Genomic DNA, 25,965 nt, shown 5'->3' with positions numbered 1-25,965 from the left:
TGGGGGCCGTCCGTTACTCGGCCACGGCGGCGGCAATAAGGGACTTCAGGGTGCCCTTCTGGATTTCGCCGAGGACGCGGGAAGCTACCCGGCCCTGCTTGTCCAGCACCAGCGTGGTGGGGACGGCTCCCGGCGGGACGAGGCCGGAGACGGCCAACAGCACGGCGCCGTCCTTGTCGTTGAAGCTCGGGTAGGTGAGGTTGAACGTCTTGTCGAACGCATCCGCGGTGGCCTTTTCGTCACGGAGGTTCACGCCATAGAACTGCACACCCTGGTCCTTGAACTCCTGGTGCAGGGCCTCCAGCGAGGGCGCTTCCACCCGGCACGGGGCGCAGGCGGCGAACCAGAAGTTGAGCACGGTGACCTTGCCCTGGAAGTCCTCGGCGGCCACGGAGGTTCCGTCGAATAGCGTGCCCTTGATGGCAATCGGATTCTTGCGGTCCGCGGCGGCGAACTCCGTCACCGACCCGTCGCCGGCCACGTAGTTCTTGTTGTCGCCCGCCTTAGCCTGCTTCGCCAAGGCATCTTCCTGGGCGCAGCCGGAGAGCCCCAGCACGACGGCGAGCGCCGCACCGCCTGCTGTCAGGACGCTGCGGCGGGAGAGTGGTCCGTTCCGGTCGCTCATGCTCAGGCCCCCGGGGTGCTGGACGCACCGGGAAGAAGGGCGGCAGCCGGTTCGCTGTAGTCGACCCTCAGGAGGTTCCCGGCGTCGTCGAACACCAGGGAGGTGACCGAGGTAAGGGTGCATTCCCGCTTGCGTGGGTCGTGCCAGAGGGGCTTGCCTTCGGCGCTGAGCCGGGTGGCCCAGATGGGCAGCTGGTGGCTGACGAGGATGGCTTCGGCGCCGTCGCCGCCGAGTTCGATGGCCCGCATCCGTGCGTCCTGGACGGCGGCGATGACCCGGGCGGCCTGATCCTTGTACGGCTCGCCCCAGGAGGGCCGGAACGGGTTGCGCAGCATCGGCCAGTGCTTCGGCCTGAGGATTTCCGCCTTGCTGACGTGGAGCCCCTGGAAGTAGTTGGCGGCCTCGATGATCCGGGCCTCGGTGGTGATCTCGAGGCCTAGCGCTTCGGCGATCGGCTGCGCCGTCTCCTGCGCGCGGGTCAGCGGTGACGCAGCGAGGTGGACGATCTTCGCCCCCTGCGCGGACCGCTCCCTGAAGTGCTCCGCCAGCGTCCGGGCCATCTCCCGGCCGAGCTCGGAGAGGTGGAACTCCGGCAGCCTGCCATACAGGATGCCGTCGGGATTGTTGACCTCGCCGTGGCGGAGCAAATGAACAGTGGCTTGGGGCATGTGTACCAGTTTCTCAAAGGGCAGGGGCAATGACGAAATCTTCTACAAGAAGTAGAACTCAAGTGTTTTGAAAAATGTTCCCCAGAGTTGGAATAAAAGATGCAAATGCATGTTTATACTGGGTGAAGCAGTTAGTTGAGACTTCAACAACTGAGGTTTCAATTGACGATCAGACCAACCGCACCACCCACGCGACTCAAGGAGAAAACACCATGGCACTTCCCGCTAACGTCACCACCGGCACCTGGACCCTCGACAACTCGCACAGCGAGGTTGCCTTCACCGTCCGCCACGCGGGCATCAGCAAGGTCCGCGGTCAGTTCAAGGACGCCGAAGCCACCCTGGACCTCGCCGAGAACGTCGCCGACTCCAAGGTGAATGCCACCATCAAGACGGCGAGCTTCGACTCCGGCGACGTCAACCGCGACGGCCACGTCCGCGGCGAAGACTTCTTCGACGTCGAGAAGTTCCCGGAAATCTCCTTCGTCTCCAGCAACATCGTCCCCAAGGGTGACGCCTACGAGCTCCAGGGCGAGCTCACCATCAAGGGTGTCACCCGCCCGGTGGCCCTTGAGACCGAGTTCAACGGCGTTGCCGTGGACCCGTTCGGCATGACCCGCGCCGGCCTGTCCGCCGAGACCACCATCAGCCGCAAGGACTTCGGCCTGACCTGGAACGCAGTCCTCGACGCCGGCGGCGTACTGGTCAGCGACAAGGTTGCCGTCAACCTCGAACTGGCTTTCATCGCCCCCGCAGCATAGTCAACGCCTGCAGCAGCACCCCGCTTCATCCCTGGGATGGGGCGGGGTGCTGTGTTTAAGCCGGACAATGTTTAAGCCGGACTGAGCTTAATCCGGGCTGTGTTTAATCCGGGCGATGCCCGGGCGCTGGCTTCCGCCACTGCGTTGGTCCGGCTTCCGCCAGCGCGTTAACGGACCCGCCCAGCCGAGTTCCGGCATGGTCCGCAACGGGCTGAAATTCCCTAGATTACGGCTGTTTCGCGGTCTACAGTGAGAGCCATGAGCAACCCTAATGATGTACCCCCGCCGCAGCAGCCGGGTGCCCAGCCTCCGCCGCCCAGCAATGTTCCGCCGACACGTTCCGAACCACCCCTGGCCAGCCCGCCGGCCCCGGAGGGCTACCAGCCGCCGGGGCAGCAGCCCTACCAGCCGCCGCAGCAGCCTCAGGGTTACCAGCCGCCGCAGCAGCCGCCTCAGGGTTACCAGCCGCCGGGGCTGCAGCCCTACCAGCCGCCGCAGCAGCCTGCGTCCCCTGGAGGCTTCCGCTTCGAGATGCCCACCGACAGGCCCCGGAACTTCAACGATGTCATGCCCCGGGGCGGATTCTCCAGCATGTTCAGCGTCACGGGAATGCCGACAGAGTTGAAGGTGTCCTACTGGGTCTGGCTGATCGGAGGCCTCCTCGGCCTGCTGGGAGGCGTTGTCGGTCTGTTCGGTTCCTTCGTCCTTCTGGCCGTCGTTCCAGGCATTGGCTTTGTGGTGCTTCTACTGGTGCTGGTGGCACTCGCGCTGGCCGCCGCCCAGATCATCCTGGCCATGAAGATGAAGGAAGGCCGGGAGTGGGCCCGCTTCGCCCTCACGATCGTTGCCGGAGTGTCCCTGCTCCTGGCCATCATCAGCGCCAGCGCCGCGGACGGCCGGAACGGCAACAGTTGGCCAGGCTTCATCGTCAGCCTCGCGGCCACCGTATTGATGTGGCTGCCCAATTCGCAGGCCTGGTTCGAGTCACTGCGGGGCCGCGTCTGACCCGCCGTCCGGCAAGAGCACGCAGCGGGAGTCCGCCGTCGGGGTGCCGGCCCCGTCGCAGCCTCCCAGCGGCCGGAGTCCGCCGTCGGAACGGGGCTGAGAATACCTCTCCGGAATGATCCGCGCAGCCGCCGGCCCGCTGTACGGTTGAAGTGAACCATGCTGGGGGCAGGGCAGGATTACTGGTCCCGGTAGCCGATCCCGTTCGACACACAAAGGACCGACCATGAGTATTCCTCCAGTCCCGCCGTCAAACCCGGACGGCCCCGCCCAGGGCGATCAGCCGACGCCCGGCTACGGCCAGAACGAGCCGCAGTACGGCCAGCAGACTCCCCCGGCCCCGCAATACGGCCAGCAGGCACCGCAGGCCCCGCAATACGGCCAGCAGGCACCCCCGGCCCCGCAGTACGGCCAGCAGGCACCGCAATACGGCCAGCAGGCACCCGGCTACGGGGCACCACAGTACGGCCAGTCCCCCTATGCCCAGTACCCCGCCGGCCAGCAGCAGGCGCCCGGCGGTGTGCCCAAGCTCGTCAACATCGCCTTCTGGCTGATCGTCGCCTCCGGCGCGGTATGGCTGATCTCGCTCCTGCTGTCCATCAGCACGCTGGATACCCCCGCCGTCCGGAACATGTTCGAGGAGCAGATGGCGGCAGGCGGCGCCCAGGTCAACTTCAGCGAGATCAAGCCCTTCCTGGTCGGCACCATTGTGGTCTTCGCCGTGGTCAGTGCCGGCCTTTATGCCCTCGTTGCCCTCAACGTCCGCAAGGGCAAGAACTGGGCGCGCATCCTCGGCACGGTCCTCGCCGCAATCTCGATCCTCAGCCTCTTCCCGCTGAGCATCGGCACCCTGGCGGCACTTGCCGGCATTGCGGCAATCGTGATGCTGTATCTGCCAACGACGTCCCCGTACTTCCGAAAGCAGCAGCCTTTCGCAAACCCCTACGGGCAGCCTGGCAACCCGTTCGGCAAATAGTCCGCAAGGCACCTGCGCACAGGGCGTGGGACCCGGAAAGATTGACTGAAACTAGTCAGCATCTTCCGGATCCTGCGCCCTTTGTGCATGGTAGGCGAGGATCTGGAGCTCGGTTGCCATGTCCACCTTGCGGAGGTTGACTCCGGGCGGGACCTGCAGCATCACCGGGGCAAAACTGAGGATGCTCCGCACACCGGCGGCAATGACACGGTCGCACACGCCCTGCGCCACTGCGGCCGGAAGAGCCAGGACCACCATGTTGGCGCCAGTCCGCTGCAGGACCGGCTCGAGGTCTGCCGCGTCGCTGACCCGCAGCCAACCCACCTCGCTGCCCACCACCATCTGGTCGGCATCGAAAATCGCGACAATATCAAATCCGCGGGATTCAAAGCCGCCGTAGCGGGCAAGGGCCTTGCCCAGATTGCCGGCGCCGACAATCGCGACCTTCCAGTCGTGCGTCAGCCCCAGGGCCGCCGCAATATTCCGGTTGAGGTACTGAACCTCGTAGCCCACGCCGCGCGTCCCGTAGGAGCCCACGTAGGACAGGTCCTTGCGGAGGGTCGAGGAACTGACACCGGAGGCCTCTGCCAGCGACTCGGAAGAGACACGGTCCACACCATCGGCCAGCAATGTCGTGAGGGCGCGCAGATAGATCGTCAGCCGGGCCACGGCCGCGGGCGGAATCTGCTTGCCGGCAGCCCCGGCTCCCCCGGGCACAGCCTCGGGGGATGAATCCAGCGAAGTCACCATCTGCTCCATTGCGTCGCGTTGTGGTTCCCACTCTAAAGCCCCCGCAGTTCAGCCAACAAAGCAGCCGCGTCTCAGGGCTGCGTGTCCAACACCCGCCGCAGGGTCCGGGCCAGGCGGACTTCATCGATCTTCCAGAAGTCGCGCTGGACGCCGTCGACCAGCACCACGGGGATCTCCTCCGCGAATCGCTCACGCAACGCCGCATCGTCATCCACCGATTCCTCCGTCCAGCCGATCCCCAGTGCGGCGGTGACGCGCCCGACGGCGGCGCGCGCCTCGGCGCAGAGGTGGCAGTCAGCTTTGGTGATGAGAACTACATCGGGGCGGGGCGCGTGCTTGGGCATGGTTCCACGGTAACCCGGCCGGCCGGCCGGCGTCGAAGCGCGGCGCTCATTGGCCCGTCCTCGATCCGCGCGACGGGACCCCGCCGCGGCATTGACTAGACTCGATGCATGCCTGAGGAGAAGTACGTCGCTGTGGCCACGCAGCCTGTTGCATCATCGCAGCACGGCGAAGCCGCCTTTTTCGACGTCGACAACACCCTCATGAAGGGCGCCAGCCTGTTCCATGTGGCCCGCAAGATGCACCAGCGCGGGGCCTTCACCATCCCCCAGGCGGCCGGGTTCGCCTGGAAGCAGCTCATGTTCGTGCTGCGCGGCGAAAACATGGACGACGTGCACGCCGTCCGCGACTCCGCCCTGACGCTGGCCTCCGGTTTCACGGTCGAAGACGTCGAGGCGCTCGGCGAAGAAGTCTACGACGAAATGATCGAATCCCGGATCTGGCCGGGAGCCAAGGCCCTGGCCGAACAGCACCTCAGGGTGGGCCGCAGGGTCTGGCTCGTGACAGCGACACCGATCGAGGTCGCCACGGTGATCGCCTCCCGGCTGGGCCTCACGGGAGCCCTTGGCACTGTCGGCGAGATTCTGGATGGCTCCTACACCGGCCGGCTGGTGGGCGATATCCTGCATGGCCCGGCCAAGGCCGTGGCCGTCCTCGAGATCGCCCGGGCCGAAGGCCTGGACCTCAACCGGTGCTGGGCTTACAGCGATTCGCACAATGACATTCCGCTGCTGAGCATGGTGGGGCACCCCGTGGCCATCAACCCTGACTCCCGGTTGCGCCGCCACGCCCGCGAGCACAACTGGCCGGTCTACGATTTCCGCTCCGGACGACGGGCCGCCACACTGGGCCTCAAGGCTGCCACGCTCGGAGGGGCGATCTACGGCCTCTGGCGGGGCTTCTCCCGCTTCCGCGGCCCCACGCGCTGACCACTCTCTTTCCCGCCTGCGTCCGGATTCGCAGCGAAAAACGCCAAAGAAAATGCCCGCCGCCTGGAAGGCAACGGACATCTCACGCAGTGCGAAGTATTGCTACTTCTTATTGCGGCGCTGGTGGCGCGTCTTGCGAAGCAGCTTGCGGTGCTTCTTCTTGGCCATACGCTTGCGACGCTTCTTAATAACTGAACCCACGAAAGTTCCTTACCGGCTAGACGTAGTACCTGCCTGTTGGGAAGGGTCCGCGGGCTAAGCAGCAGACTGTACAACTGACAGGTTCTTACAATGACGTAAAACGTTCCTTAACAGGGTACCGCCTATCCGGGGCACACCACGACCGTAGCCCCGGTACAGAGCCCGCAGCCGGGTATTCGACTCAAGAAGACTCAGGCGGTTTCCGTGTGTCCGTCGACTACGGCACCCTTGAGGTACTTTTCGACGGCGTTTTCCGGCACCCGATACGAGCGGCCGAAACGGACAGCGGGCATCTCGCCGGAGTGAACGAGACGGTACACGGTCATTTTCGACACCCGCATGAGTTCCGCGACTTCGGCCACGGTCAAGAATCGTGCGTTGGAGAAGTTTGCCTCCGGAGACATCTCTATTCCTTTTACTCAAGCGAACGGCAGCCCATCTGAATGACATGGCGGTGTGCCGATACTGAGCCATCCAACAACCATGTGTTAGTAACTCTAGGTGCTCGTGGTGCCAATGTGAAAGGTTTCGCAGGAATCCCCACGGACTTTCCGCAGGATATCGGCAAAGACTGCGGTGCCCTAGCCGCGGCTGCGACGCGTCCGGGCCGACGCCGCCAACTGGCCCAGCACCGATGCCGTGACGTCCCAGTCCATGCACGCATCCGTGACGCTCTGGCCGTAGAGCAGTTCGTCACGCCCTGCCGCATGCGCAGCGACGTCGAGGTTCTGCGCCCCTCCGACGAGGAAGCTCTCCAGCATGACGCCGGCAACGGCGCCCGCCGACGGTCCCGCGTTCTCCAGCTGGGAACCGATCTCCAGGGCCACCTCGGCCTGGCGGTGGTGGTTCTTGCCGCTGTTGGCGTGGCTCGCGTCCACGATCAGTCGCGGATTCAACTGCCGCGCGGCAAGCGCGGCAGAGGCGGCCCCTACGTCGGCGGCGGAGTAATTGGGGCCCTTGCGCCCACCACGAAGGATGATGTGGGCGTCGGGATTGCCGGCGGTGGAGACGAGCGCGGCCCGGCCCTCGCCGTCGATCCCGAGGAACGCCTGGGCCGCACCGGCGGCGCTGCACGCATCCAGGGCGACCTGGAGGTCGCCGTCGGTCCCGTTCTTGAAGCCGATCGGCATGGACAGCCCGGAGGCGAGCTGCCGGTGGATCTGGCTTTCCGTGGTGCGCGCCCCGATGGCTCCCCAGGAGACGAGGTCCGCCATGTACTGGGGGCTGATCGGCTCGAGGAATTCGGTGGCGGCGGGCAGGCCGAGGGCCGTGACCTGCTGCAGGAACCGGCGGGCCGCACGCAGCCCGGCGGCGATGTCGTGGCTGCCGTCGAGCCGCGGATCGTTGATCAGGCCCTTCCAGCCCACCGTGGTGCGGGGCTTCTCGAAGTACGTGCGCATCACGATCAGCAGGTCTTCCCGGTGCTTCTCGGCCTGGCTGACCAGCCGGCGGGCGTACTCCAGCCCGGCCCTGGGGTCGTGGATGGAGCAGGGTCCCACGATCACCAGCAGGCGGTCATCGACGCCGTCCATGATGGCCCGGATCTCGTCCCGGCCGCGGCCGACGACGTCGGCGGTGCGGTTGTCCAGCGGCAGTTCAGCCATCACGGCCTGCGGGGTGGGCAGCGGGGTGAACTCGCTGACGCGCAGGTTGGAGGTGGGCAGATTGGAGGTGGACTGCTGGGATTCGGGGGCTGCGTCGATGCTCATGTTCTGGTCCTGTTCCGGGGTGCGGAGCGGGCCCTGAACAGAACCCGCCGAGAAATGGCGAAGGGCAGAGAATGATCTCCGCCCTGTTGGCTCTGAAGGAAGGTTGGATGCGTGTCAGTTAGACGCGGGCCCCTCCAGAGCCAACGAAAAATACGCATACCAACGGTTTGTCATAACCCCGACCATAGCCGTGGACTTGCCTCCGCGGCAAATTCCGGCACGTAGCATTCAATCGCGGCCCGCGGGATCAGCCGCCGGAGCCCAGCCCGGCTTCCGCGTAGTAGCCCTCGATGTGGTCCGCCACCAGCTGCGCGGCGCGGCCGCCGTCGTGGTTGGTGATGGCCGAAAGAATGTCCCGATGTTCCGCACGGAGCCGGGCCGCGGTGGCGTTCCAGTCCGGAAGGTTGCCGGTGAGCCGGCCGGCATAGTCCTGGATGGCTTCGCGGAGGGAACCCATCATGGCGCTGACCACGGCGTTTCCCGCGGCATCCGCCAGCGCCAGATGGAAACGGACGTCCAGGGCAAGGAACGCCTCGGTGTCGGCGCAGCTGTCCATCTGCTCCAGCAGCCGGGCCGCCTCCGTGAGCGCGGGCGACTCCGGGCGGGCCCGGGAAGCGGCCCAGGATTCCAGCAGCACCCGCGTCTCCACGATGTCGTTTACGGGCAGGTGCGAGGTGGCCACGTGCAGGCGTAGCGCGGAGCCGAGGGCCGCGGTGGGGTCGGCGATGACCACGGTCCCCGCGTCCGGTCCGGAACCTACGCCGGCGCGGAGCACGCCCATGGCCTCAAGTACCCGGATGGCCTCGCGGACGGAGGTGCGGGAGACCTTGAGCTGCTCTGCAAGCGAGCGTTCAGCCGGAAGCCGTCCGCCCAGGGCAAGCTGACCGTTGGAGAGCTGCCCCTCGATCCATTGCAGGACAAGCTGGTGGGTGCGCATGGGCCAATCGTACTTGATGTGGTTGGACCACACGCCTAGACTGTGGTTGGACCACACGCCCGGTGACGTTTCGCCGGGGAACCGAACCATCCAGGAACACGAGACCTGCCCGGAGGCAGCAATGACGCAGACGATCGAGCCCGGCAACCCCGAGGCGCCCGGCACGCCGGCAGACCCTAGGCCGTCAGGCACCACGCCGGCAGGCACCAGGCCGTCCAGCCGCACCGCCGGTGGGGCCGGGACCATTCCGGCACTGAAGCGTCGCGTTCCGAAGTACTCGGACCTCGCTCCGCTGATGCAGTTCAAGAAGCCCGAATTCAGCCGCGCGGCGAAGCTCCGTCGCGCCAGCACCATCTGGGATCTGCGTGACATGGCCAAGCGCCGCACGCCGCAGGCCCCGTTCGACTACACCGACGGTGCCGCCGAAGCCGAAATCACGCTGCGCCGGGCCCGCCAGGCGTTCCTGGACATCGAGTTCCGGCCCGGCATCCTGCGGGATGTCTCGAGTGTCCACCTCGGCACCGAGATCCTGGGCCGGCCGTCCAGGCTGCCGGTGGGGATCGCGCCCACCGGCTTCACCCGGATGATGCAGTCCGAGGGCGAGTACGCCGGTTCCCGGGCCGCCGCGGCGGCCGGCATCCCGTACACGCTCTCCACGATGGGCACGGCGTCCATCGAGGACGTGGCTGCCGCCGCACCCGACGGCCGGAACTGGTTCCAGCTCTACCTGTGGACGGACCGGGACCGTTCCCTGGAACTGATCGAACGCGCCGCCCAGGCCGGCAACGACACACTCATGGTCACCGTGGACACCGCCGTCGCCGGCGCCCGCCTCCGCGATGTCCGCAACGGCATGACCATCCCGCCCGCGCTCACCATCAGGACTGTGCTGGATGCGTCCTACCGCCCTGCGTGGTGGTTCAACTTCCTTACCCACGAGCCGCTGACGTTCGCGTCGCTCTCCCGCTACACCGGGACCGTGGCGGACCTCATCAACTCCATGTTCGATCCGACGCTCACCTTCGACGACCTCGACTGGCTGCGCGAAACGTGGAAGGGCAAGCTGGTGGTCAAGGGTATCCAGACCGTGGACGACGCCCGCAAGGTGGTGGACCACGGCGCGGACGGCATCATCCTGTCCAACCACGGCGGACGCCAGCTGGACCGTGCCCCCATCCCGTTCCACCTGCTGCCCGAGGTTTCCGCCGCGTTCAAGGCGGATCACAGCGACGCCGCCATCATCCTGGACACCGGCATCATGAGCGGCGCGGACATCATTGCCGCCCTGGCCCTGGGGGCGGACTTCACGCTGATCGGCCGGGCGTACCTGTACGGGCTCATGGCCGGCGGCCGGCCCGGCGTGGACCGGGCGATCCAGATCTTGGAGACGGACATGCTCCGCACCATGGCCCTGCTGGGCGTCAGCCGGATCTCCGAGCTGACCCCCGACCACGTGCGGATTCTCGGCAAGTAGCCCCTGGCCCGCTTCCGAAAAGCCCACCCGACTGACTCGCAGTTGTTGTCGTTCTGAGCCCTCAAAACGACAACAACTGCGGGTCAGTTGGGTTACTTCGTCCGGTTACTTCTTCCGGCCGAATTTTGGCAGGTTGGCCAGCAGGTCGGCGGCCTTCGTCGCGGCGCGGCCGACGGTGCGGCCGATCTGTTGCGGCATTTTGTCCTCGCCAGCCGTGCCGACGGGGAGAACAACGGCCGGACTCAGCGGGCTGTCGGCGGTGCGGCCGGCCAGGGCGGCGGCGACCGGCTGCGGCGCAGCAGTGACAGCAGCTGTCGCGGCAGCAGCCAGGCTGTCCGGGCCGGGCTGGGGCCCGACCTCGGGAACCCTCGCCGGTACCGCCTCAGGCGCTGCCGGGGTGCCGACGTCGAACGTCTCCAGCCAACTGGCGATGCCCGCCAGCGGTTTGGAGTTCAGGGCGTAGTACCGCTTCTGGCCCTGGGCGCGCATGCTGACGAGATCCGCCTCGCGGAGAACCTTGAGATGTTTGGAAATGGTGGGCTGGCTTGCCGCAAGCTCCTGGACCAGTTCCCCCACTGCCTTGTCCCCCTTGCGGAGGGCCACCAGAATGTCACGCCGGGTTGCCTCGGCAATGACGGCAAATACGTCGTCTGTCACCATGCCCTCCACACTAGCGACATATACGCCGGATGGCATCCACTATTTCCGCGGCCCGCTGCCGGGAGCGCGCCGGACCCGTCAGTCGAACCAGGGGTCCAGCCCGTAGAGCGGAAACACTTCCTTGCGCGTCGCCATCACGGTGCGGTCCACTTCGTCGTTGGGGTCCCAGCCGACCTCCCAGGAGCGCCACCACAGGTCGACGCCGTCCCCCATGGACTCCGGCGGTTCCACGCCGTACTTCGCCCCGTATTTCTCCCGCACGTAGCGGCGCCAGTCCTCCGGGACCGGGGCGCGGAGCGGGATGGGCCTGCCGGCCGCGATCGCGATCAGGTGGCTCCAGGACCGCGGGACCACGCTGATGACGTTGTAGCCGCCGCCGCCGGTGGAGATCCAGCGGTTGTCGCAGTACCGTGCCGCGAGATTACCGACGGCGGTGGCCGCCTCGCGCTGGCCGTCCACGCTGATTTTCAGGTGGGTCAGCGGATCCAGCCGGTGCGAGTCGCAGCCGTGCTGGCTGACGATCACCTCCGGCTCAAAGGCGCCCACCAGTTGGGGCACCACCGCATGGAAGGCGCGGAGCCAGCCGGCGTCGCCGGTGCGGGCCGGGAGCGCAACGTTCACGGCGCTGCCCTGGGCGTTCGGTCCGCCGATCTCGTTGGCGAAGCCGGTGCCCGGGAAGAGTGTCAGTCCGGTCTCGTGCAGGGAAATGGTCAGGACCCGGGAATCGTCCCAGAAGATGCTTTGCGTGCCGTCGCCGTGGTGGGCGTCGACGTCGATGTATGCCACCCGCTGTATGCCGCCGTCGAGCAACCGCTGGATGGCGAGGGCGGCGTCGTTGTAGATGCAGAAGCCGCTCGCCCGCTCCCGCGAGGCGTGGTGCATGCCCCCGCCGAAGTTCACCGCGCGGACCGCACTGCCGTCCAGGATCGCGGCGGCGGCCAGGAGGGAGCCGCCGGCCAGCCGGGCGCTGGCCTCGTGCATGCCGGAAAATGCGGGGTCATCCTCGGTGCCGAGTCCACGCTCCAGGTCCGGGGTTTCCGGATCCGCGCTGACGCGCCGGACGGCGGCGACGAAGTCCGGGCTGTGAACCGTGCACAGCTCCGCGTCGGACGCCACCTCCGGTGCCGCCACGGTGACGTGGTCCAGTTCCAGCAGCCCGAGGCTGCCGGCCAGGCGCGCCGTGAGCTCCATCCGCTCCGGCGCCATCGGGTGGCTGTGGCCGAAGTTGTAGGCGGTCATGGCCGGGTCCCACACCACGGTCGTTGGCAGTGCGGACTGAGCGAGCCCCGGCAGGTATGTCATCAATCACAGGCTACCCGAGCGTCGTGGCCCGCTCCCCAGTCATTGCGCGGGGTTTAGTGGTTTACTACTGAAGGAAGCAGTTTCAACCGAGGACAAGCCACACATGACGCAAAGCCAGTCGAGGTCCACGAGCCCGGCCAGCTGGCACCCCGGCGCTCCAGAGCGGGACGGCCTGTGGATCTTCACACGCCTGCGCGATTTCATCGACGGCATCGCCAACAGTTCGCCGGCCCGGCTCGCCCTGACGACGTTCGCCGTCGTCATCCTGATCTTCACAGCCCTGCTCTCGCTGCCGATTTCCTCCGCAACGGGCCAGCCCACGCCGCTGCACCAGGCCCTGTTCACTGCGGCGTCCGCCGTCTGCGTCACCGGGCTGACCGTGGTCTCCACCGCCGTGCACTGGTCCTTCTTCGGCCAGCTTGTCATCCTGGTCGGCATCTTCGTCGGAGGCCTGGGCACCCTGACGCTGGCCTCGCTGCTGGCGCTCATGGTGAGCAAGAAGCTCGGCGTCCGCGGCAAGCTGATCGCGCAGGAAGCCATGAACAACGCCGGCCGCCTCGGCGAGGTCGGCACGCTGCTGCGGATCGTGATCGTCACGTCCGTGGTGATCGAAGGCGCACTGGCGCTGGCCCTCGTCCCCCGGTTCCTGGTCCTCGGCGAAAGCTTCGGCCAGTCGCTCTGGCATGGCGTCTTCTACGCGATTTCCGCGTTCAACAACGCCGGCTTCACCCCGCACTCTGACGGTATCGTCCCCTATGAGACCGATCTGTGGATCCTCATCCCGCTCATGGTCGGCGTCTTCCTCGGCAGCCTGGGCTTCCCGGTGGTGATGGTGCTCCAGCAGAACGGCCTGAACTGGAAGAAATGGAACCTGCACACCAAGCTGACCATCCAGGTGTCCTTCATCCTCCTCGCCGCGGGCACCGTGCTCTGGGGGCTCATGGAGTGGGAGAACGTGCGGACCATCGGCTCCATGAACCTCGGCGATAAGATCACGCATTCGCTCTTCGCCTCCGTGATGACCCGCTCGGGCGGCTTCAACCTGGTGGACCAGAACCACATGGATTCCACCACCATGCTGCTGACCGACGCCCTCATGTTCGCCGGCGGCGGCTCCGCGTCGACGGCCGGCGGCATCAAAGTGACCACCATCGCCGTGATGTTCCTCGCGATCGTCGCCGAGGCCCGCGGTGACTCCGATGTGAAGATCTACGGCCGCACCATCCCGGAGGGGACCATGCGGGTGGCCATCTCGGTGATCGTCGCCGGTGCCACCCTGGTCTCCGTCTCGGCGTTCCTGCTCCTGCAGATCAGCGGCGCGTCCCTGGACCGGGTGCTCTTTGAAACGATTTCCGCCTTCGCCACCGTCGGGCTGAGCACGAACCTCAGTGCCGAGCTGCCGCCGGCGGGGGTCTACGTCCTCGCAGCCTTGATGTTTGCCGGACGCGTCGGCACCGTCACCCTTGCCGCTGCCCTGGCCCTGCGCCAGCGCAACCAGCTATACCACTACCCGGAAGAGAGACCGATCATTGGCTAATTCCTCAGGCGCCGTCAACAGGCCGGCCCACAACGCACCCGTGCTGGTGATCGGGCTGGGCCGCTTCGGCGCATCCACCGCCGAGCAGCTGGTCAAGCAGGGCCGCGAAGTGCTCGCCATTGAACGCGACCGGAACCTGGTGCAGAAGTGGGCCAGCGTCCTGACGCACGTCGTCGAGGCCGACGCCACCAACATGGACGCCCTCCGCCAGCTCGGCGCCCAGGAGTTCACTTCCGCCGTCTGTGGCGTGGGCACTTCGATCGAGTCCTCCGTGCTGATCACCGTCAACCTCGTGGACCTCGGGATCGAGCACCTCTGGGTCAAGGCGATCACCCCTTCGCACGGCAAGATCCTGACCCGGATCGGCGCCAACCACGTCATCTACCCGGAGGCCGACGCCGGTGTCCGCGCCGCACACCTGGTCTCCGGGCGCATGCTGGACTTCATCGAGTTCGACGACGACTTCGCGATCGTGAAGATGTACCCGCCGCGCGAAACCGTGGGCTTCACCCTGGACGAATCCAAGGTCCGCTCCAAGTACGGCGTCACCATTGTGGGCGTGAAGTCCCCGGGTGAGGACTTCACCTACGCGCGGCCGGAGACGAAGGTCTCCTCACGGGACATGCTCATCGTTTCGGGCCACGTGGACCTGCTGGAACGGTTCGCGGCGAGGCCGTAAGGCTTGCGGCCCGGGGCTAGGCGAGCTGCCTCGTGATCTCCGCGGCGCGGGCGGCAGCGGCGCGGGCGCCGTCGGCAATAATCGCGGGAAGGCCGCGCTCGTCAAAGGTGGCAATGGCGCGTTCGGTGGTGCCGTTGGGGCTCGTGACGGCCTTGCGGAGCGCCGTCGGATCCGCGCCCGGCTCGGCCAGCATGGCGCCGGCCCCGGCGACGGTTTCACGAGCGATCAGCAGCGACAGTTCCGGGTCAAGTCCCAGTTCGACGCCGGCGGCGGCCATGGCCTCGGCCAGGTAGAACGCGTACGCCGGGCCTGAGCCGCTGATCGCCGACAGCGCATCGACCTGGTCTTCGGGGATTTCGACGACGGTGCCGGCGGCGGCCAGGAGGTCCTTGGCCAGCTGGAGCTGAGCGGCGGAGCAGTTGGTCCCCGGCGACACGGAGACTACGCCGCGGCCCAGCTTCGCCGGGGTGTTGGGCATGGACCTGATCACGGGCTGGCCGGCCGGCAGTGCCGCTTCCAGCTGCTCGAGCGACACGGCGGCGGCGACGCTGATGACGATCGTGTCCGGTGCCAGCGAATCGCCGATCTCGCGGGCCAGATCAGCGATGCCCACGGGTTTGACCCCCAGGATCACGACGTCGGAGCCGGTGGCCGCCTGTTTGTTGTTCTCCGGCTCCTCCTCGCCGGCGATGGCCGTGATGCCTTGGTGCCGTGCGGCAAGTTCGGCGGCCCGTCCGGCGCGGCGGACCGTGGCGACGATGTCCGCCGGGTCGGTTCCGCCGGCGATCAGGCCGCCCATGATTGCCTCGTTCATTGACCCACAGCCCAGGAATGCGATTCGGTTGCTCATGCCCCCATCATTGCAGTCCGGCCCGATTCACAGCCAGCTCACATCCGCGGCGCAGTGTTTTCACAAACTGCGGGATTACCTTGGTAAGTACCTCATTGAGGGTGCGAGTGATACGGCAACCATGCGGATGGTTGCCCGGCACCGGTGGTCTGCAGCGGGATTTCCCCCATTTTCCCGCAGCGGACGGCCGGTGCCTTCGCCGTTAAACCGCACTTCGGGCGCGGCCCGGCTGGCGTCTCCGGAACGGATGCCACCGAAATCAGCCTGCCAGCCAATGCACAGGTAAATCTGCTGGAAAACCCAAGCTCGGCGTATAGCTTGGAGAGTGCCTCCTCAACCAAGGCGCGAGTGATGATAGTAGCGCCGGGCGGCCGCGGTAGAGATCCCCCCAGTTCCTTCCGCGGAGCCGCCCGGCGCTTACTCATTTAACCCCGGCTGTCATTTTTCGAAGTCGTCTGCGCGGAGGGCAATCGTGAGTTGAAGGGTGCGCTACGGCGCGGTAGGCGGTCCGAACCAAGTGGCTAGCGCGTCAGCGAGGCCCAGCTGGGTTAGGTCTCCCACCCAGGCCACATATCCGTCGGGCCGAATCAACACGGCGGTGGGAGCAGTGACCGCCCCGAGTGCCGGAAGCTCCCACGTACCAAGATATTTGGCGTCGATCACCTGAACCCGATCTGCCCATGGAGTGGTGTCGAAGCCGCCGGGCTCGCCGAGGTTGAGCAGCACCGGCCGGGCATGGTGCAGCAGGGTGAAGACCCGCAGAGGCCCGTCGGCGGTGACGAGGTCGAGATCGGGCATGCGGCGTCCGAGCAGCGGGTGCCCCTCGCCGACGCCGTAATGGATGTCCAGGCCGGACTGCATCGCGGCGAATCGCTTGCGCGGCTCCTCCATGCTGAGCAGCTCGGCGATGACCTCGCCCACGGCCTTGATGCGGTCGTCCGGGCGGCGAAGCGCGACTTGCGCCATCGTGTTGCGCAGCACGCGGGCAGCGACCGGGTGACGCTCGGCGTGGTAGGTGTCCAGGAGGCTTTCCGGGGCTGTCCGGTTGACCACCTGGGCCAGCTTCCATCCCAGATTCACCGCATCCTGCACACCGGTATTGAGGCCCTGTCCACCGTCCGGGGCATGCACGTGCGCGGCGTCGCCGGCCAGGAGGACCCGCCTGTCCCGGTAGGCCGCGGCCTGCCGCGTCATATCGGTGAACCTGGAGATCCAGGTGGGGCTGTGGATCCCGTAATCGGTCCCGTACACGGCGATGAGCGCCTCGCTGAGGTCGCGCAGGGTGGGTTCGCTCGTGGGTCCGACGTGCTCTTCGGTCACCATGACCCCTACCGGGCCTTCATCCTTGTAGACCACCTCGCCGTCGCGGATCTCGTACGCCAACCTGCCGAAGGAGTGGACGCCAAAGGCATTGCGGCGGATGCCCAATTCCGGCTCCTCGGCCACCTCGACCTCGGCGATCAGGCTGCTGGTGGTCGGATCCCACCCGGGGAACTCGATGCCGGCCGCTTTACGGATCAGGCTGCGTCCTCCGTCGCACCCGACGAGATATTCGGCCCGCAGCGACTCGCCGTCGGACAGCTCGACATCAACGCCGGTGCCGTCCTGCGCGATACCGGTCACCTCACGTCCGCGATAGATCGTCACCGCCAGTTCCCCGACCCAGCCGGCCAGTATGCGCTCGATGTGGTTCTGCCACAGCCCGAGCCCGTAGGGGTGCCGGGTGGGAAAGTCGCTGATGTCCAACCGGGTCCCGGCGAAGCCCGCGACCTGAGCCACCTGTCCCTCCGAGAGGAACCGATCAGCGATCCCGCGCTGATCGAGGACCTCGATGGTGCGCGAGTGCAGACCGCCTGCGCGCGAGCCGGCGAGGTCCTGGCTGGCGCGCCGCTCGACGATGACGGCGTCGACACCCGCCAACGCCAGCTCGCCCGCCAGCATGAGTCCTGTCGGCCCTCCGCCGACGATCACCACCGTATGCTCGGTCACCGCCACACTCCGGTCATTGCCACACTCCGGTCATTGCCACCCCAACACACCAGCGTGGCCGGCCTCCAGGGTGGGAGTCCTATCCGCGGCTTCGGAGCCGGATTGTCCGGGCCTGGTGGATGGCGGCCAGGGCAACGGCGCTGGCGGTAAGCCTGAGGGCGTGGACCCTGTACCACCGCTTCAACAGGGGTTTGCGGCGCATCTCGCTAAGCGGTTGCGGGCTGAAGAACAGCTTGGGGTTGATGGACCGGAGCAGGTACGCTGTAGCGGCCGCACCCGTCGTGGAGCTGGCGGCAGCCACGATCAGCCAGACCCTGCTGTTGGAATGATGCCAACCTGCCACGAGGGCAGCGACGGCGGCTGGGGCGTTGATCGGGGCGATCGGGGCGTAGTAGCGGCCGGGGCTTCCCGCCCCAAAGGGGGACCGCGGGAGTTCACTGCTTGCTTCCGAGGCCGCGACCCGGTGCGGGATTTTGACGAGGGCCTCATAGAGGTTGCCAAAGAACCAGTGCGCGTGGCTGAACTCCGCGACACCCAAAAGCCGATCAGCGAGCACATCTCGACGGTCCGAGGAAATCTGTCCCATGCCCACAATCTACCCCCGATGCCGGTTCAGGGACTCAAGTTCCTGCACGCTCGGCGGACAGTGCCAGGCCCACATGCGGCGCGGGCTCCAGCGGCCGGTCGAAGACCAGCTGGTCCAGGCGCCGGAGAATGAGTCCTTCACGCAGTGCCCAGGGGCAGATTTCCATGCTCGGGAACTCGAACAACTCAAGGGCCGCTTCCGCCACGAGTGCCCCTGCCAGCAGCTGGGGTGCCCGGGCTTCAGAGACACCGGGGAGGTGCAGCCGGTCCTCCACCTCCATGGCCGAGATGCGCTGCGCCCAGAGTCCCAGGTCCGTGGCGAACAGTTCCCGTTTGACGTACGGGCCCGCGGCGCTGGGCGCGGCCCCGGCGATCCGGGCCAGCGAGCGGAATGTCTTGGACGTACCTGCCACGAGGTTCGCCTTGCCCAGCCCCTCGAAGTTCCGTACCACCGGCTTTAGCGTGGCCCGGATATAGCGGCGAAGTTCCTTGACGCTCCTGGCCGAGGGCGGGTCCTCGTGCAGCCAGTCCCGGGTGAGCCGGCTTGCTCCGAGCGGGACGGACATCGCGAGTTCGGGGAGTTCATCCTGCCCATACGCCATCTCGAACGAGCCGCCGCCGATATCCAGGTCCAGGATGGGTCCGGCGCCCCAGCCGTACCAGCGGCGGACCGCGAAGAACGTCATCGACGCTTCCTCGCTGCCGGTCAGTTCCTGGAGCGTCACGGTGGTCTCATGCTTGACGCGGGCCAGTACAGCCGGCCCGTTCGTGGCCTCGCGGATCGCCGAGGTGCAGAAAGCCAGGAGGTCGTCGGCTTTGTGCTTGGCCGCGAATTCCCACGCTTCGAGGACAAACTCGCTCAGCTCATGCTGGCCGGCGTCATTGATGTTGCCTTCGCCGTCGAGGAACTGGACGAGGGACAGCGGGCGCTTATGCGAGGCGAACGGCACCGGGCGCGCGCCCGGATGCGCGTCGACCAGCAGGAGGTGGACGGTATTTGAGCCGATATCGAGGACGCCTAGACGCATGCTGCCATTATTCCCCCGGTGAGGCGGCTGGCCTAACCGCCGTCAGCTAACCGCCATCAGGCCTGCTCGCCATCCTGTCCGGGAGCATCTCCCGGGTCTTCGGCGGGCTTGAAGTCGCGGCGGATGTTAGCCACGCCTTCCTTATCGATTTCGAAGCCGAAGGCGGCACCGGGGTTGATGACCATGCCGAGTTCATCCCCAAGGTTGCCCAGGACCGCGGCGCCCTGCGTACCGAGCACGTTGGGAGCGGCCGCGAGGTACTGCTCGGCGACCCGGCTCGGGTGCGAAAACACAGCCAGGACGGGCTGTCCGGCGGAGTTCGCCAGCACGAGCGGTTCGACCTGGGCATCGGGGCCTGCGAGCGCGTCGGAGCTGACGACGTAGACCTCGTTGTTGAGGAAGGCGAGGATGACGTCCACCGGGTTCGCGTCAGGTTGCTCGCCCCGGGCGAGCTCCTCCTCGAGTTCGTTCAGCGGCTGCGGTTCCAGGTGATCGGGCTGTTCAGTCATGTTCCTACTCGATCACGTTGGGCCCGGCACCGCAAACACGGATTCGCCGGACAGCCGCCGGGTTCGCCGGGAACTCCCGGCGAACCCGCGCCCCTCCGGCGAATCCGGCGGCACCCCTACTTCTTGGCCGCGGCCTTGCGGGCGGGGGCCTTGCGGGCCGTCGTCGTGCGCTTGACCGGCCCCTTGGCGCGCTTCTCCGCGAGGAGTTCGACGGCGTGTTCCCGCGTCAGTTCCTCCAGCGAAGTTGTGCGCGGCACGGTGATGTTGGTGACGCCGTCGGTGATGTACGGGCCGAAGCGGCCTTCCTTGACCACGATGTTCTTCTCCGAGACCGGGTCCGGGCCGAACTCCGCCAGCGGAGGGACGGCCGCGCGGGCCCCGCGCTGCTTCGGCTGCGAGTAGATCTCCAGTGCCTGTTCCAGCGTGATCGTGAAGATTTCCTCCTCCGAACCGATGGACCGGGAGTCCGTGCCCTTCTTCAGGTACGGGCCGAAGCGGCCGTTCTGGACCGTGATCGGGTTGCCTTCGGCGTCCTGGCCGAGCACCCGGGGCAGGCTCATGAGCTGCAGGGCCTCGTCCAGGGTGACCGTGTCGACACCCATCGAGGCGAACAAGGACCCGGTGCGCGGCTTGGCCTTGACGGGCTTCTTCGGCGGCTTCGGCTTGCCGTTCTTGTAGTACTCCACAGGCTGGTTGGAGAGCTGCTCCTCGGTCATCTCGGGGATGACCTCGGTGACGTAGGCGCCGTAGCGGCCATTCTTGGCGACGACGGTGTGCCCGGTGTGCGGGTCCGCGCCGAGTACCCGCTCCTCGGGGGCAGCGGTCTCCATCAGCTCGATCGCCTTAGCGGCCGTGAGTTCGTCCGGAGCCAGGTCCTCGGGGACGTTGGCGCGGGCGGCTTCAACCACCTCACCAGTCTCGGGATCCACGGTGGCGATGGAACTCTCCAGGTACGGCCCGAACTTGCCGACGCGCAGTGTGATGCTGTCCGTAATGGGAATGGAGTTGATGTCCCGGGCATCGATTTCGCCGAGGTTGTTCACGATGCTCAGCAGGCCGGGTTCGGAGTCTTCACCGAAGTAGAAGTGCTTGAGCCAGGCGGGGCCCCCTGCCTGGCCGTTGGCGATCTTGTCCAGATCGGCTTCCATGTCCGCTGTGAACTCGTAGTCCACGTAGTCCTTGAAGTGCTGCTCGAGGAGCCGGATCACGGAGAACGCGACCCAGCTCGGGACCAGCGCGGAGCCCTGCTTCCGGACGTAGCCGCGGTCCTGGATGGTGGAGATGGTGGAGGCATAGGTGGACGGGCGTCCGATGCCCTTCTTCTCCAGCTCGGCGGTCAGCGACGCTTCCGTGAAGCGCGGCGGCGGGGAGGTCTCGTGTCCGACGGCGACGATCTCCGCGGCGGTGAGCACGTCGTCCTTGGCCACGTTCGGCAGCCGGCGTGCTTCCTCGGATTCGTCGTCGACGCGGCTTTCGTCCTTGCCTTCTTCGTAGGCGGCGAGGAAGCCGGGGAAGGTGATGACGGTGCCCGACGCCGAGAATTCGGCGTCGCGGCCGCTGGCGGCGCCACCTACAGTCACCGCGCCGAGGCGGATCGTGGCGGTGGAGCCCTTGGCGTCGGCCATCTGCGAGGCGACGGTGCGCTTCCAGATCAGCTCGTAGAGCCGGAATTCGTCGCCGGAGAGCTGCTTGGCGACCTGGGCCGGGGTGCGGAAGGAGTCACCGGCGGGACGGATGGCCTCGTGGGCCTCCTGCGCGTTGGCCGCCTTGCTGCTGTAGACCCGCGGGGACGCCGGCACGTACTCCGGGCCGTACAGCTCGGAGGCCTGGCGCCGTGCGGCTGTGACGGCCTCGTTGCTCAGCGCGGACGAGTCCGTACGCATATAGGTGATGTAGCCGTTTTCGTAGAGGCGCTGGGCAACCTGCATGGTGCTCTTCGAGGAGAAGCGCAGCTTGCGGCCGGCCTCCTGCTGCAGCGTGGAGGTGGTGAACGGGGCGGCTGGACGGCGGGTGTACGGCTTGGTGTCGACGGAGCGGACGCGGAAGTCAGCGGACTGCAGGCCTTCCGCCAGCGAGGTGGCGAGCTCCTCGTTGAGGTGCACGGCGTTGCGCGAGGTGAGCTCGCCGTCGTCGTTGAAATCGCGGCCGCTGGCCACCTTGGCGCCGTCGACGGCGGCGAGTTTGGCTTTGAAGGAACCGGATCCGGCGCCGAACTGGCCCGTCAGGTCCCAGTAGGAGGCGGACTTGAAGGCCATCCGCTCACGCTCGCGGTCCACCACCATGCGGGTCACCACCGACTGCACCCTGCCGGCGGAGAGTCCGCGGGCCACCTTGCGCCACAGCACCGGGGAAATCTCGTAGCCGTAGAGGCGGTCCAGCACCCGGCGGGTCTCCTGCGCGTCCACGAGGTCCTGGTCCACGTCGCGCAGGTTGTCCATGGCGCGGTGGATGGCTTCCTTGGTGATTTCACCGAAGGTCATCCGGTAGACCGGGACCTTGGGCTTGAGCACTTCCAGCAGGTGCCACGCGATGGCCTCGCCCTCGCGGTCCCCATCGGTTGCGAGATAGAGAGCGTCGGCGTCTTTGAGCTGCGCCTTGAGCTCGGCGACCTTTTTCTTCTTGTCCGGGGACACCACGTAATACGGCTTGAAGTCGTTTTCAATGTCGACGGCGAACTTGCCCAGCGGGGTCTTCTTCAGGTCCGCGGGGAGCTCCGAGGGCTGCGGGAGGTCGCGGATGTGACCGATGGAGGCCTCAACGATGAAGCCCTCGCCGAGGTACTTGGCGATGGTCTTGCTCTTGGCGGGAGACTCGACAATCACGAGTTTCTTGCCGGTTTTGGCCTTGCTTGGCACGGTGCTCCTACAGAAAAAGGTTGCTCGGGCAGATGCGCCCATACCCGCCTAGTTCACCATATTTTGGGGATTCCCGCGCATTCAGGTGGAAAACGCAGGTCTCCCGCCTCGACTTCCGGGCTTAATGAAACGACGGTCCGTGGCCGCCGGGCGGCCGGTTCACGGGGCCCGGATCAGGGCCCGCGCCGGGCCTTTGTCAGGTGCGGGCCTTTGCCAGGTGCGGGCCCAGTCAACTGCGGGCCACCCGGGCCGGTGCGGCCGGTGCGGCAGGCGCCCTGCCGCGGTCATCCGGAATCATGGACCACATAGTGGCCATCCTTTCCGCCTCCTCGGGCACATGGTCGGGGTCCTCGAGCTCATAGCCGCGCAGGAGGCCGAAGATTTTCTCCGTCAGCTCGGTCCGCTGGGCCGGCGTCAAGTACAGCAGGTTGCTGGCCAGCACCACGGAGGAATCCGCGGGTTCGCCGCGCCGGCGCCGCTCGTCCCGGGTCTTGGCGTAGGCATTGACGCGGCGGCGGAAGGCGTCCAGCTCGAGGTCCAGCACGGCGAATTCCGGGCTCGCCACTCCCCCGCCGGAGTTGATGGTGAAATCGGTCCCCGCGGCTTTCCAGCGGCGTTCCCGGGCATCGCCGGCGGTGGCTGCCGGAACCACTATTCCCCACTTCTGCAGGGCGCGCAGGTGGTAGCTCATGGCGCTCGGCGTGAGGCCGGTCTGCGCGGCGAGTTCGGTGGCGGTCCGGCTCACCTGGGTGGAGTACAGCTCGGAAATGACCTCCAGCCGGGCGGCGTGGGCCAGTGCCCGGATCGCCTTCGGATCGGTGATTTCCACCTACTTGTCCGGACGCTGCCGGCGTTTGGCGGCCGGCGGATCCGGCGACTCCGCCATTGGGGTTTCTGCATTCACGGAACCAGTCTATCGAGCACCGCCACACTATGAAAGAAATGCTTGACACATCATGCCGCGAAAGGTGCTGCCGCGGCGGTCGCTGCGGCAGCCGGCCGCCGGCCGCCGGCCGCCGCCGAAGCGTCAGGCGGGCAGCAGGAAGCCGTCGCGGACCAGGTTCCCCACGTCGCTGAGCAGCCCGCTGCGGAAGGTCTCTGCGTCGAAGCCGTCGTCTCCACCCAGCAGCGCCTCGAGGGCGCCGACAATCTGCCCGACGGACAGGTCGCCGTCGCACGCTGAGACAAGGCCGGCGAGCTCGGTGCTCAGCAGGTTGGTGCGGCGCAGCCCGGCACCCTGGCGCAGCAGGATGACGCCGGGGTGTTCGGCGCCGGGGCGCTGGTGCCGTTCCTCGGTGACGTCTTCGGCGACCAGGAGGTGCGCGTCCGCCAGCTCGTGGGCGGCCAGCCAGTCGGCGCGTTCGACGGCGGCGCCCAGATGCGGTCCGACGGGCTGTTCGATCGGGTAGGTGATCTCCTCGAAGCGGGAGATCACCGGTTTGGAGCCTTCCGCCGGACGGCGCAGCCAGATCATCCCGAACCCGATGGCCTGGACACTCCGGGAGGCGAAGTCGTCCAGGTACGCCGCATAGGAGTCCTGGTAGAGCCGCCGGTCGCGGGCCTCGGAGGCGTCCTGCAGCCAGGTCTCGGCGTACTGCTCCGGACCCACCCGTTCGCGCTGGATGAACCACACATCGGCGTCCGGGCTGGCCCAACTCTGCGGCCGGCCGGCCCAGGACGAGCCCGCGGGGATCTCCCAGTTGCCCAGGAGCTGGGCTGTTCCGCCGGGGGCGAGAACCGAGGGCAGCGCCCGGACGAGCGAGGCGACGATGCCGTCGCCGGGGAGGCCGCCGTCGCGGTAGGTGAACTGGTCCGCGGCGGCCTCCCCGGTGCTGCGGGGCGTGATGACGAACGGCGGGTTGGAGACCACGAGCTCGAATTCCTCTCCCGCCACGGGTTCGAGCAGCGAACCCAGCCGCAGGCTCACCCGGCTCTCAAGGTCGGCCGGATCCACGTGCAGCTCTTCGGCGTTGAGCAGCAGGTTGAAGCGCGTGAACGCCAGGGCGCGTTCGGAGATGTCGGTCGCTGTCACATGCTCCGCGTGGTGCAGCAGGTGGAAGGTCTGGATGCCGCAGCCGGTCCCGAGATCAAGCGCCCGGGCCACATGCCGGCGGGCCGTGACCTGCACCAGGGTGGTGGAGGCCTGACCGATCCCCAGCACGTGGTCGTGGCGCAGCACGCCGGCGCTCTGGTGGGCCGCGAGGTCGCTGGCCACCCACAGCTCCGCCCCGCCGCCGTCGTCGGTATCAGTCCCGGCCGCGCCGTCCCAGCCGTAGGGCCGCAGGTCCGCCCGCGCCTGCACCAGGCCCTCGGCGGACGGCTCCACGAGGCCCAGCTCCAGCAGGCCTTCCGTGCGCGTGCCGGGAAGGGCGGCGTCGAGCGTCTCCGCCCGCTGCGGCTCGGCCAGCAGCCACAGGCGTACGACGGCGGCAAGCGCCGCCGTCGTCGGCTCCCCGTGAGCGGCACGATCGGTGACGATCAGCGCGGGGATGAGCTGGTCCCGGCTCAGGGCGGAATGCGCGGCCTCGCCGAGCAGATCCGCCACTCCGTCGACGGTGTAGCGGATGGTCCGCAGGTCAGAGGCCAGCGCCCCGAGCAGGCCGGGAAGGTCGCTGCGGGGAGCGTCGGGGGTGTTGCCGGCCGTGAATTGCGTGGAGTCAGTCACCGGACAAGTTTAGTCGCGCCGCGCAGGCCTTCCGGCTAGAGGTGCTTCCCCGCGTAGATCCGCAGGGCGTCGCGGACGAAGGCCGCCCCGGCCTCGCCGCCGTAGTTCGCGGCGAAGCGGGGATCCGCCACGTACATCTCGCCGAGGCCGGCCACGTAGCCCTTGAGGTCGCTGTTGCTGCCTGTGGCGGGTGCCGCCGCGGGCGTCCCCGGGATGCCGGTGAGCCACTCCACCTGGCGCCGGGCCAGGTCCTGGGCCTCCGGGCTGTCCGCCGCTACGCCCGACTCCGCCGCCGCGGTCCAGTCGCTCCCCAACTGGGCCGAGCGCCGCTTCCACGCGTCCTTCTCGGCCGTGCCCATGCCGCGCCACCAGGCGTCGGACGTGACATAGGCTTCCTGGCCCCAGCGCTCTTCCACCTCCTCCTTGTACTGGGTGTGGTCAAAGCCGTCGAACATCTTTTCTGCCATGATCTCTCCTCCTTCTTTCACTGCTTCAATGGTTTGCTGGACCGAGGCGATCTGCCGGGCCAGCCTGTCCTGTTCCTGCCGGAGCCACTCCAGATGGCGGCCCAGGGCCCTTTCCGCATCCGCTTCGTGGCCGATAACCTCGGCCACCGCAGCCAGCCCCAGTCCGAGCTCGCGCAGGAGCAGAATGCGCTGCAGCCGCACGAGAGCGCCGTGATCGTAGTACCGGTAGCCGTTGTTGCCGGTGCGGCTGGGCTTGAGCAGCCCGACGTCGTCGTAGTGGCGCAGCGTCCGGCTCGTGGTGCCGGCGAGCTTCGCGATCTGTTGCACGGACCAGTCCATGTGGCGGGCCTCCTCCCGGATCTTTTCTGCCTGTGACCCGACTCTAAAGCTTGACGTTACGTCAAGGTCAAGGGGGTCGGCCGGCGGGCGGAACGGCGGCCCTACGACGACGGCGCTCCCCGT

26 protein-coding genes are annotated in these 25,965 nt (G+C 67.3%); 7 read left to right on the top strand and 19 right to left on the bottom strand.

Annotated elements, in window-relative coordinates; all coding sequences use genetic code 11:
* Window positions 1-13: 13 nt before the first annotated feature.
* The gene (locus ABIB26_RS14370; RefSeq protein ID WP_354244294.1) at window positions 14-625 is read right to left on the bottom strand and encodes a TlpA family protein disulfide reductase; all 612 of its coding nucleotides are present in this window, start codon (window positions 623-625) and stop codon (window positions 14-16) included.
* Between the two features lie 2 nt (window positions 626-627).
* On the bottom strand, window positions 628-1,293 hold the full coding sequence (locus ABIB26_RS14365) for a histidine phosphatase family protein (RefSeq protein WP_354244291.1): 666 nt from the start codon (window positions 1,291-1,293) through the stop codon (window positions 628-630).
* Window positions 1,294-1,505: 212 nt separating this feature from the next.
* Between ABIB26_RS14365 and ABIB26_RS14360 the strand changes: the two genes are divergently transcribed.
* The 3 genes from ABIB26_RS14360 to ABIB26_RS14350 all read left to right on the top strand — a co-directional run bounded on the left by ABIB26_RS14360 (window position 1,506) and on the right by ABIB26_RS14350 (window position 4,035).
* A complete protein-coding gene (locus ABIB26_RS14360; RefSeq protein ID WP_354244288.1) occupies window positions 1,506-2,054 on the top strand; it encodes a YceI family protein in 549 nt (182 codons plus the stop codon).
* A 258-nt stretch (window positions 2,055-2,312) separates the two neighbouring features.
* On the top strand, window positions 2,313-3,059 hold the full coding sequence (locus ABIB26_RS14355) for a hypothetical protein (protein WP_354244285.1): 747 nt from the start codon (window positions 2,313-2,315) through the stop codon (window positions 3,057-3,059).
* A gap of 226 nt (window positions 3,060-3,285) precedes the next feature.
* Window positions 3,286-4,035, top strand: a complete 750-nt coding sequence (locus ABIB26_RS14350; RefSeq protein ID WP_354244282.1) for a hypothetical protein — start codon at window positions 3,286-3,288, stop codon at window positions 4,033-4,035.
* A 51-nt stretch (window positions 4,036-4,086) separates the two neighbouring features.
* Here the strand turns inward: ABIB26_RS14350 and ABIB26_RS14345 are convergent, their stop codons facing one another.
* Both ABIB26_RS14345 and ABIB26_RS14340 read right to left on the bottom strand, forming a co-directional pair.
* Window positions 4,087-4,782: a redox-sensing transcriptional repressor Rex gene (locus tag ABIB26_RS14345; RefSeq protein ID WP_502913680.1), complete on the bottom strand. Its 696-nt coding sequence runs from the start codon at window positions 4,780-4,782 to the stop codon at window positions 4,087-4,089.
* Window positions 4,783-4,856: 74 nt separating this feature from the next.
* Entirely contained in the window at window positions 4,857-5,129 is a 273-nt protein-coding gene (locus tag ABIB26_RS14340; RefSeq protein ID WP_354244276.1) for a glutaredoxin family protein, read from the bottom strand.
* Window positions 5,130-5,237: 108 nt separating this feature from the next.
* Here ABIB26_RS14340 and ABIB26_RS14335 point away from each other — a divergent pair, with 108 nt between their 5' ends.
* On the top strand, window positions 5,238-6,056 hold the full coding sequence (locus ABIB26_RS14335) for an HAD family hydrolase (RefSeq protein WP_354244273.1): 819 nt from the start codon (window positions 5,238-5,240) through the stop codon (window positions 6,054-6,056).
* Window positions 6,057-6,158: 102 nt separating this feature from the next.
* Here ABIB26_RS14335 and ABIB26_RS14330 read toward each other — a convergent pair whose 3' ends face one another.
* The 4 genes from ABIB26_RS14330 to ABIB26_RS14315 all read right to left on the bottom strand — a co-directional run bounded on the left by ABIB26_RS14330 (window position 6,159) and on the right by ABIB26_RS14315 (window position 8,903).
* Window positions 6,159-6,257, bottom strand: coding sequence for a 30S ribosomal protein bS22 (locus ABIB26_RS14330; RefSeq protein WP_003792170.1), 99 nt, complete (start codon window positions 6,255-6,257; stop codon window positions 6,159-6,161).
* A gap of 191 nt (window positions 6,258-6,448) precedes the next feature.
* Window positions 6,449-6,661 carry a helix-turn-helix domain-containing protein gene (locus ABIB26_RS14325; protein ID WP_354244270.1) on the bottom strand — a complete coding sequence of 71 codons (213 nt, stop codon included), beginning with the start codon at window positions 6,659-6,661 and terminating at the stop codon, window positions 6,449-6,451.
* A 177-nt stretch (window positions 6,662-6,838) separates the two neighbouring features.
* On the bottom strand, window positions 6,839-7,966 hold the full coding sequence (locus ABIB26_RS14320; protein ID WP_354244267.1) for a 3-deoxy-7-phosphoheptulonate synthase: 1,128 nt from the start codon (window positions 7,964-7,966) through the stop codon (window positions 6,839-6,841).
* A gap of 247 nt (window positions 7,967-8,213) precedes the next feature.
* Window positions 8,214-8,903, bottom strand: coding sequence for a FadR/GntR family transcriptional regulator (locus ABIB26_RS14315; protein WP_354244264.1), 690 nt, complete (start codon window positions 8,901-8,903; stop codon window positions 8,214-8,216).
* Between the two features lie 295 nt (window positions 8,904-9,198).
* Between ABIB26_RS14315 and ABIB26_RS14310 the strand changes: the two genes are divergently transcribed.
* Window positions 9,199-10,377, top strand: a complete 1,179-nt coding sequence (locus ABIB26_RS14310) for an alpha-hydroxy acid oxidase (RefSeq protein WP_502913679.1) — start codon at window positions 9,199-9,201, stop codon at window positions 10,375-10,377.
* 105 nt (window positions 10,378-10,482) lie between these two features.
* On the opposite strand, the gene ABIB26_RS14305 is transcribed toward ABIB26_RS14310, so the two are convergent.
* Window positions 10,483-11,037, bottom strand: coding sequence for an ArsR/SmtB family transcription factor (locus ABIB26_RS14305; RefSeq protein ID WP_354244261.1), 555 nt, complete (start codon window positions 11,035-11,037; stop codon window positions 10,483-10,485).
* A gap of 78 nt (window positions 11,038-11,115) precedes the next feature.
* The gene (locus ABIB26_RS14300) at window positions 11,116-12,339 is read right to left on the bottom strand and encodes an acetoin utilization protein AcuC (protein ID WP_354244260.1); all 1,224 of its coding nucleotides are present in this window, start codon (window positions 12,337-12,339) and stop codon (window positions 11,116-11,118) included.
* Between the two features lie 103 nt (window positions 12,340-12,442).
* Here ABIB26_RS14300 and ABIB26_RS14295 point away from each other — a divergent pair, with 103 nt between their 5' ends.
* A complete protein-coding gene (locus ABIB26_RS14295) occupies window positions 12,443-13,876 on the top strand; it encodes a TrkH family potassium uptake protein (RefSeq protein ID WP_354244258.1) in 1,434 nt (477 codons plus the stop codon).
* Window positions 13,877-13,916: 40 nt separating this feature from the next.
* The gene (locus tag ABIB26_RS14290; protein ID WP_502913678.1) at window positions 13,917-14,555 is read left to right on the top strand and encodes a potassium channel family protein; all 639 of its coding nucleotides are present in this window, start codon (window positions 13,917-13,919) and stop codon (window positions 14,553-14,555) included.
* Window positions 14,556-14,571: 16 nt separating this feature from the next.
* Here the strand turns inward: ABIB26_RS14290 and proC are convergent, their stop codons facing one another.
* The 9 genes from proC to ABIB26_RS14245 all read right to left on the bottom strand — a co-directional run bounded on the left by proC (window position 14,572) and on the right by ABIB26_RS14245 (window position 25,842).
* Window positions 14,572-15,405 carry a pyrroline-5-carboxylate reductase gene (proC, locus tag ABIB26_RS14285; protein WP_354244253.1) on the bottom strand — a complete coding sequence of 278 codons (834 nt, stop codon included), beginning with the start codon at window positions 15,403-15,405 and terminating at the stop codon, window positions 14,572-14,574.
* A gap of 489 nt (window positions 15,406-15,894) precedes the next feature.
* Window positions 15,895-17,394 (bottom strand): FAD-dependent monooxygenase, encoded by a 1,500-nt coding sequence (locus ABIB26_RS14280; protein ID WP_354244250.1) that lies wholly within the window; start codon window positions 17,392-17,394, stop codon window positions 15,895-15,897.
* Between the two features lie 79 nt (window positions 17,395-17,473).
* Window positions 17,474-17,980 carry a hypothetical protein gene (locus ABIB26_RS14275; RefSeq protein WP_354244248.1) on the bottom strand — a complete coding sequence of 169 codons (507 nt, stop codon included), beginning with the start codon at window positions 17,978-17,980 and terminating at the stop codon, window positions 17,474-17,476.
* A 34-nt stretch (window positions 17,981-18,014) separates the two neighbouring features.
* A complete protein-coding gene (locus tag ABIB26_RS14270) occupies window positions 18,015-19,007 on the bottom strand; it encodes a Ppx/GppA phosphatase family protein (RefSeq protein ID WP_354244245.1) in 993 nt (330 codons plus the stop codon).
* Window positions 19,008-19,063: 56 nt separating this feature from the next.
* Window positions 19,064-19,516: an SseB family protein gene (locus ABIB26_RS14265; protein ID WP_354244242.1), complete on the bottom strand. Its 453-nt coding sequence runs from the start codon at window positions 19,514-19,516 to the stop codon at window positions 19,064-19,066.
* Window positions 19,517-19,632: 116 nt separating this feature from the next.
* Window positions 19,633-22,371, bottom strand: coding sequence for a type I DNA topoisomerase (gene topA / locus ABIB26_RS14260; RefSeq protein ID WP_354244239.1), 2,739 nt, complete (start codon window positions 22,369-22,371; stop codon window positions 19,633-19,635).
* A gap of 229 nt (window positions 22,372-22,600) precedes the next feature.
* The gene (locus ABIB26_RS14255) at window positions 22,601-23,200 is read right to left on the bottom strand and encodes an ArsR/SmtB family transcription factor (RefSeq protein WP_354244236.1); all 600 of its coding nucleotides are present in this window, start codon (window positions 23,198-23,200) and stop codon (window positions 22,601-22,603) included.
* A 198-nt stretch (window positions 23,201-23,398) separates the two neighbouring features.
* Window positions 23,399-25,036 carry a DUF7059 domain-containing protein gene (locus ABIB26_RS14250; RefSeq protein WP_354244233.1) on the bottom strand — a complete coding sequence of 546 codons (1,638 nt, stop codon included), beginning with the start codon at window positions 25,034-25,036 and terminating at the stop codon, window positions 23,399-23,401.
* Between the two features lie 35 nt (window positions 25,037-25,071).
* Window positions 25,072-25,842 (bottom strand): MerR family transcriptional regulator, encoded by a 771-nt coding sequence (locus ABIB26_RS14245; protein ID WP_354244230.1) that lies wholly within the window; start codon window positions 25,840-25,842, stop codon window positions 25,072-25,074.
* Window positions 25,843-25,965: the final 123 nt, after the last annotated feature.

Origin of the sequence: Arthrobacter sp. UYEF20 (genome assembly GCF_040546335.1) — a bacterium.
In the GTDB taxonomy this organism is placed as follows: domain Bacteria; phylum Actinomycetota; class Actinomycetes; order Actinomycetales; family Micrococcaceae; genus Arthrobacter.
This window is presented reverse-complemented; position numbering and strand designations above follow the sequence as displayed.

Excerpts from the sequence above, each read along its gene's own strand:
- ABIB26_RS14370 (WP_354244294.1), bottom strand. The coding sequence starts at position 625 with ATGAGCGACCGGAACGGACCACTCTCCCGCCGCAGCGTCCTGACAGCA.
- ABIB26_RS14365 (WP_354244291.1), bottom strand. The coding sequence starts at position 1,293 with ATGCCCCAAGCCACTGTTCATTTGCTCCGCCACGGCGAGGTCAACAAT.
- ABIB26_RS14360 (WP_354244288.1), top strand. The coding sequence starts at position 1,506 with ATGGCACTTCCCGCTAACGTCACCACCGGCACCTGGACCCTCGACAAC.
- ABIB26_RS14355 (WP_354244285.1), top strand. The coding sequence starts at position 2,313 with ATGAGCAACCCTAATGATGTACCCCCGCCGCAGCAGCCGGGTGCCCAG.
- ABIB26_RS14350 (WP_354244282.1), top strand. The coding sequence starts at position 3,286 with ATGAGTATTCCTCCAGTCCCGCCGTCAAACCCGGACGGCCCCGCCCAG.
- ABIB26_RS14340 (WP_354244276.1), bottom strand. The coding sequence starts at position 5,129 with ATGCCCAAGCACGCGCCCCGCCCCGATGTAGTTCTCATCACCAAAGCT.
- ABIB26_RS14335 (WP_354244273.1), top strand. The coding sequence starts at position 5,238 with ATGCCTGAGGAGAAGTACGTCGCTGTGGCCACGCAGCCTGTTGCATCA.
- ABIB26_RS14325 (WP_354244270.1), bottom strand. The coding sequence starts at position 6,661 with ATGTCTCCGGAGGCAAACTTCTCCAACGCACGATTCTTGACCGTGGCC.
- ABIB26_RS14320 (WP_354244267.1), bottom strand. The coding sequence starts at position 7,966 with ATGAGCATCGACGCAGCCCCCGAATCCCAGCAGTCCACCTCCAATCTG.
- ABIB26_RS14315 (WP_354244264.1), bottom strand. The coding sequence starts at position 8,903 with ATGCGCACCCACCAGCTTGTCCTGCAATGGATCGAGGGGCAGCTCTCC.
- ABIB26_RS14310 (WP_502913679.1), top strand. The coding sequence starts at position 9,199 with ATGCAGTTCAAGAAGCCCGAATTCAGCCGCGCGGCGAAGCTCCGTCGC.
- ABIB26_RS14305 (WP_354244261.1), bottom strand. The coding sequence starts at position 11,037 with ATGGTGACAGACGACGTATTTGCCGTCATTGCCGAGGCAACCCGGCGT.
- ABIB26_RS14300 (WP_354244260.1), bottom strand. The coding sequence starts at position 12,339 with ATGACATACCTGCCGGGGCTCGCTCAGTCCGCACTGCCAACGACCGTG.
- ABIB26_RS14295 (WP_354244258.1), top strand. The coding sequence starts at position 12,443 with ATGACGCAAAGCCAGTCGAGGTCCACGAGCCCGGCCAGCTGGCACCCC.
- proC (WP_354244253.1), bottom strand. The coding sequence starts at position 15,405 with ATGAGCAACCGAATCGCATTCCTGGGCTGTGGGTCAATGAACGAGGCA.
- ABIB26_RS14275 (WP_354244248.1), bottom strand. The coding sequence starts at position 17,980 with ATGGGACAGATTTCCTCGGACCGTCGAGATGTGCTCGCTGATCGGCTT.
- ABIB26_RS14270 (WP_354244245.1), bottom strand. The coding sequence starts at position 19,007 with ATGCGTCTAGGCGTCCTCGATATCGGCTCAAATACCGTCCACCTCCTG.
- ABIB26_RS14265 (WP_354244242.1), bottom strand. The coding sequence starts at position 19,516 with ATGACTGAACAGCCCGATCACCTGGAACCGCAGCCGCTGAACGAACTC.
- ABIB26_RS14245 (WP_354244230.1), bottom strand. The coding sequence starts at position 25,842 with ATGGACTGGTCCGTGCAACAGATCGCGAAGCTCGCCGGCACCACGAGC.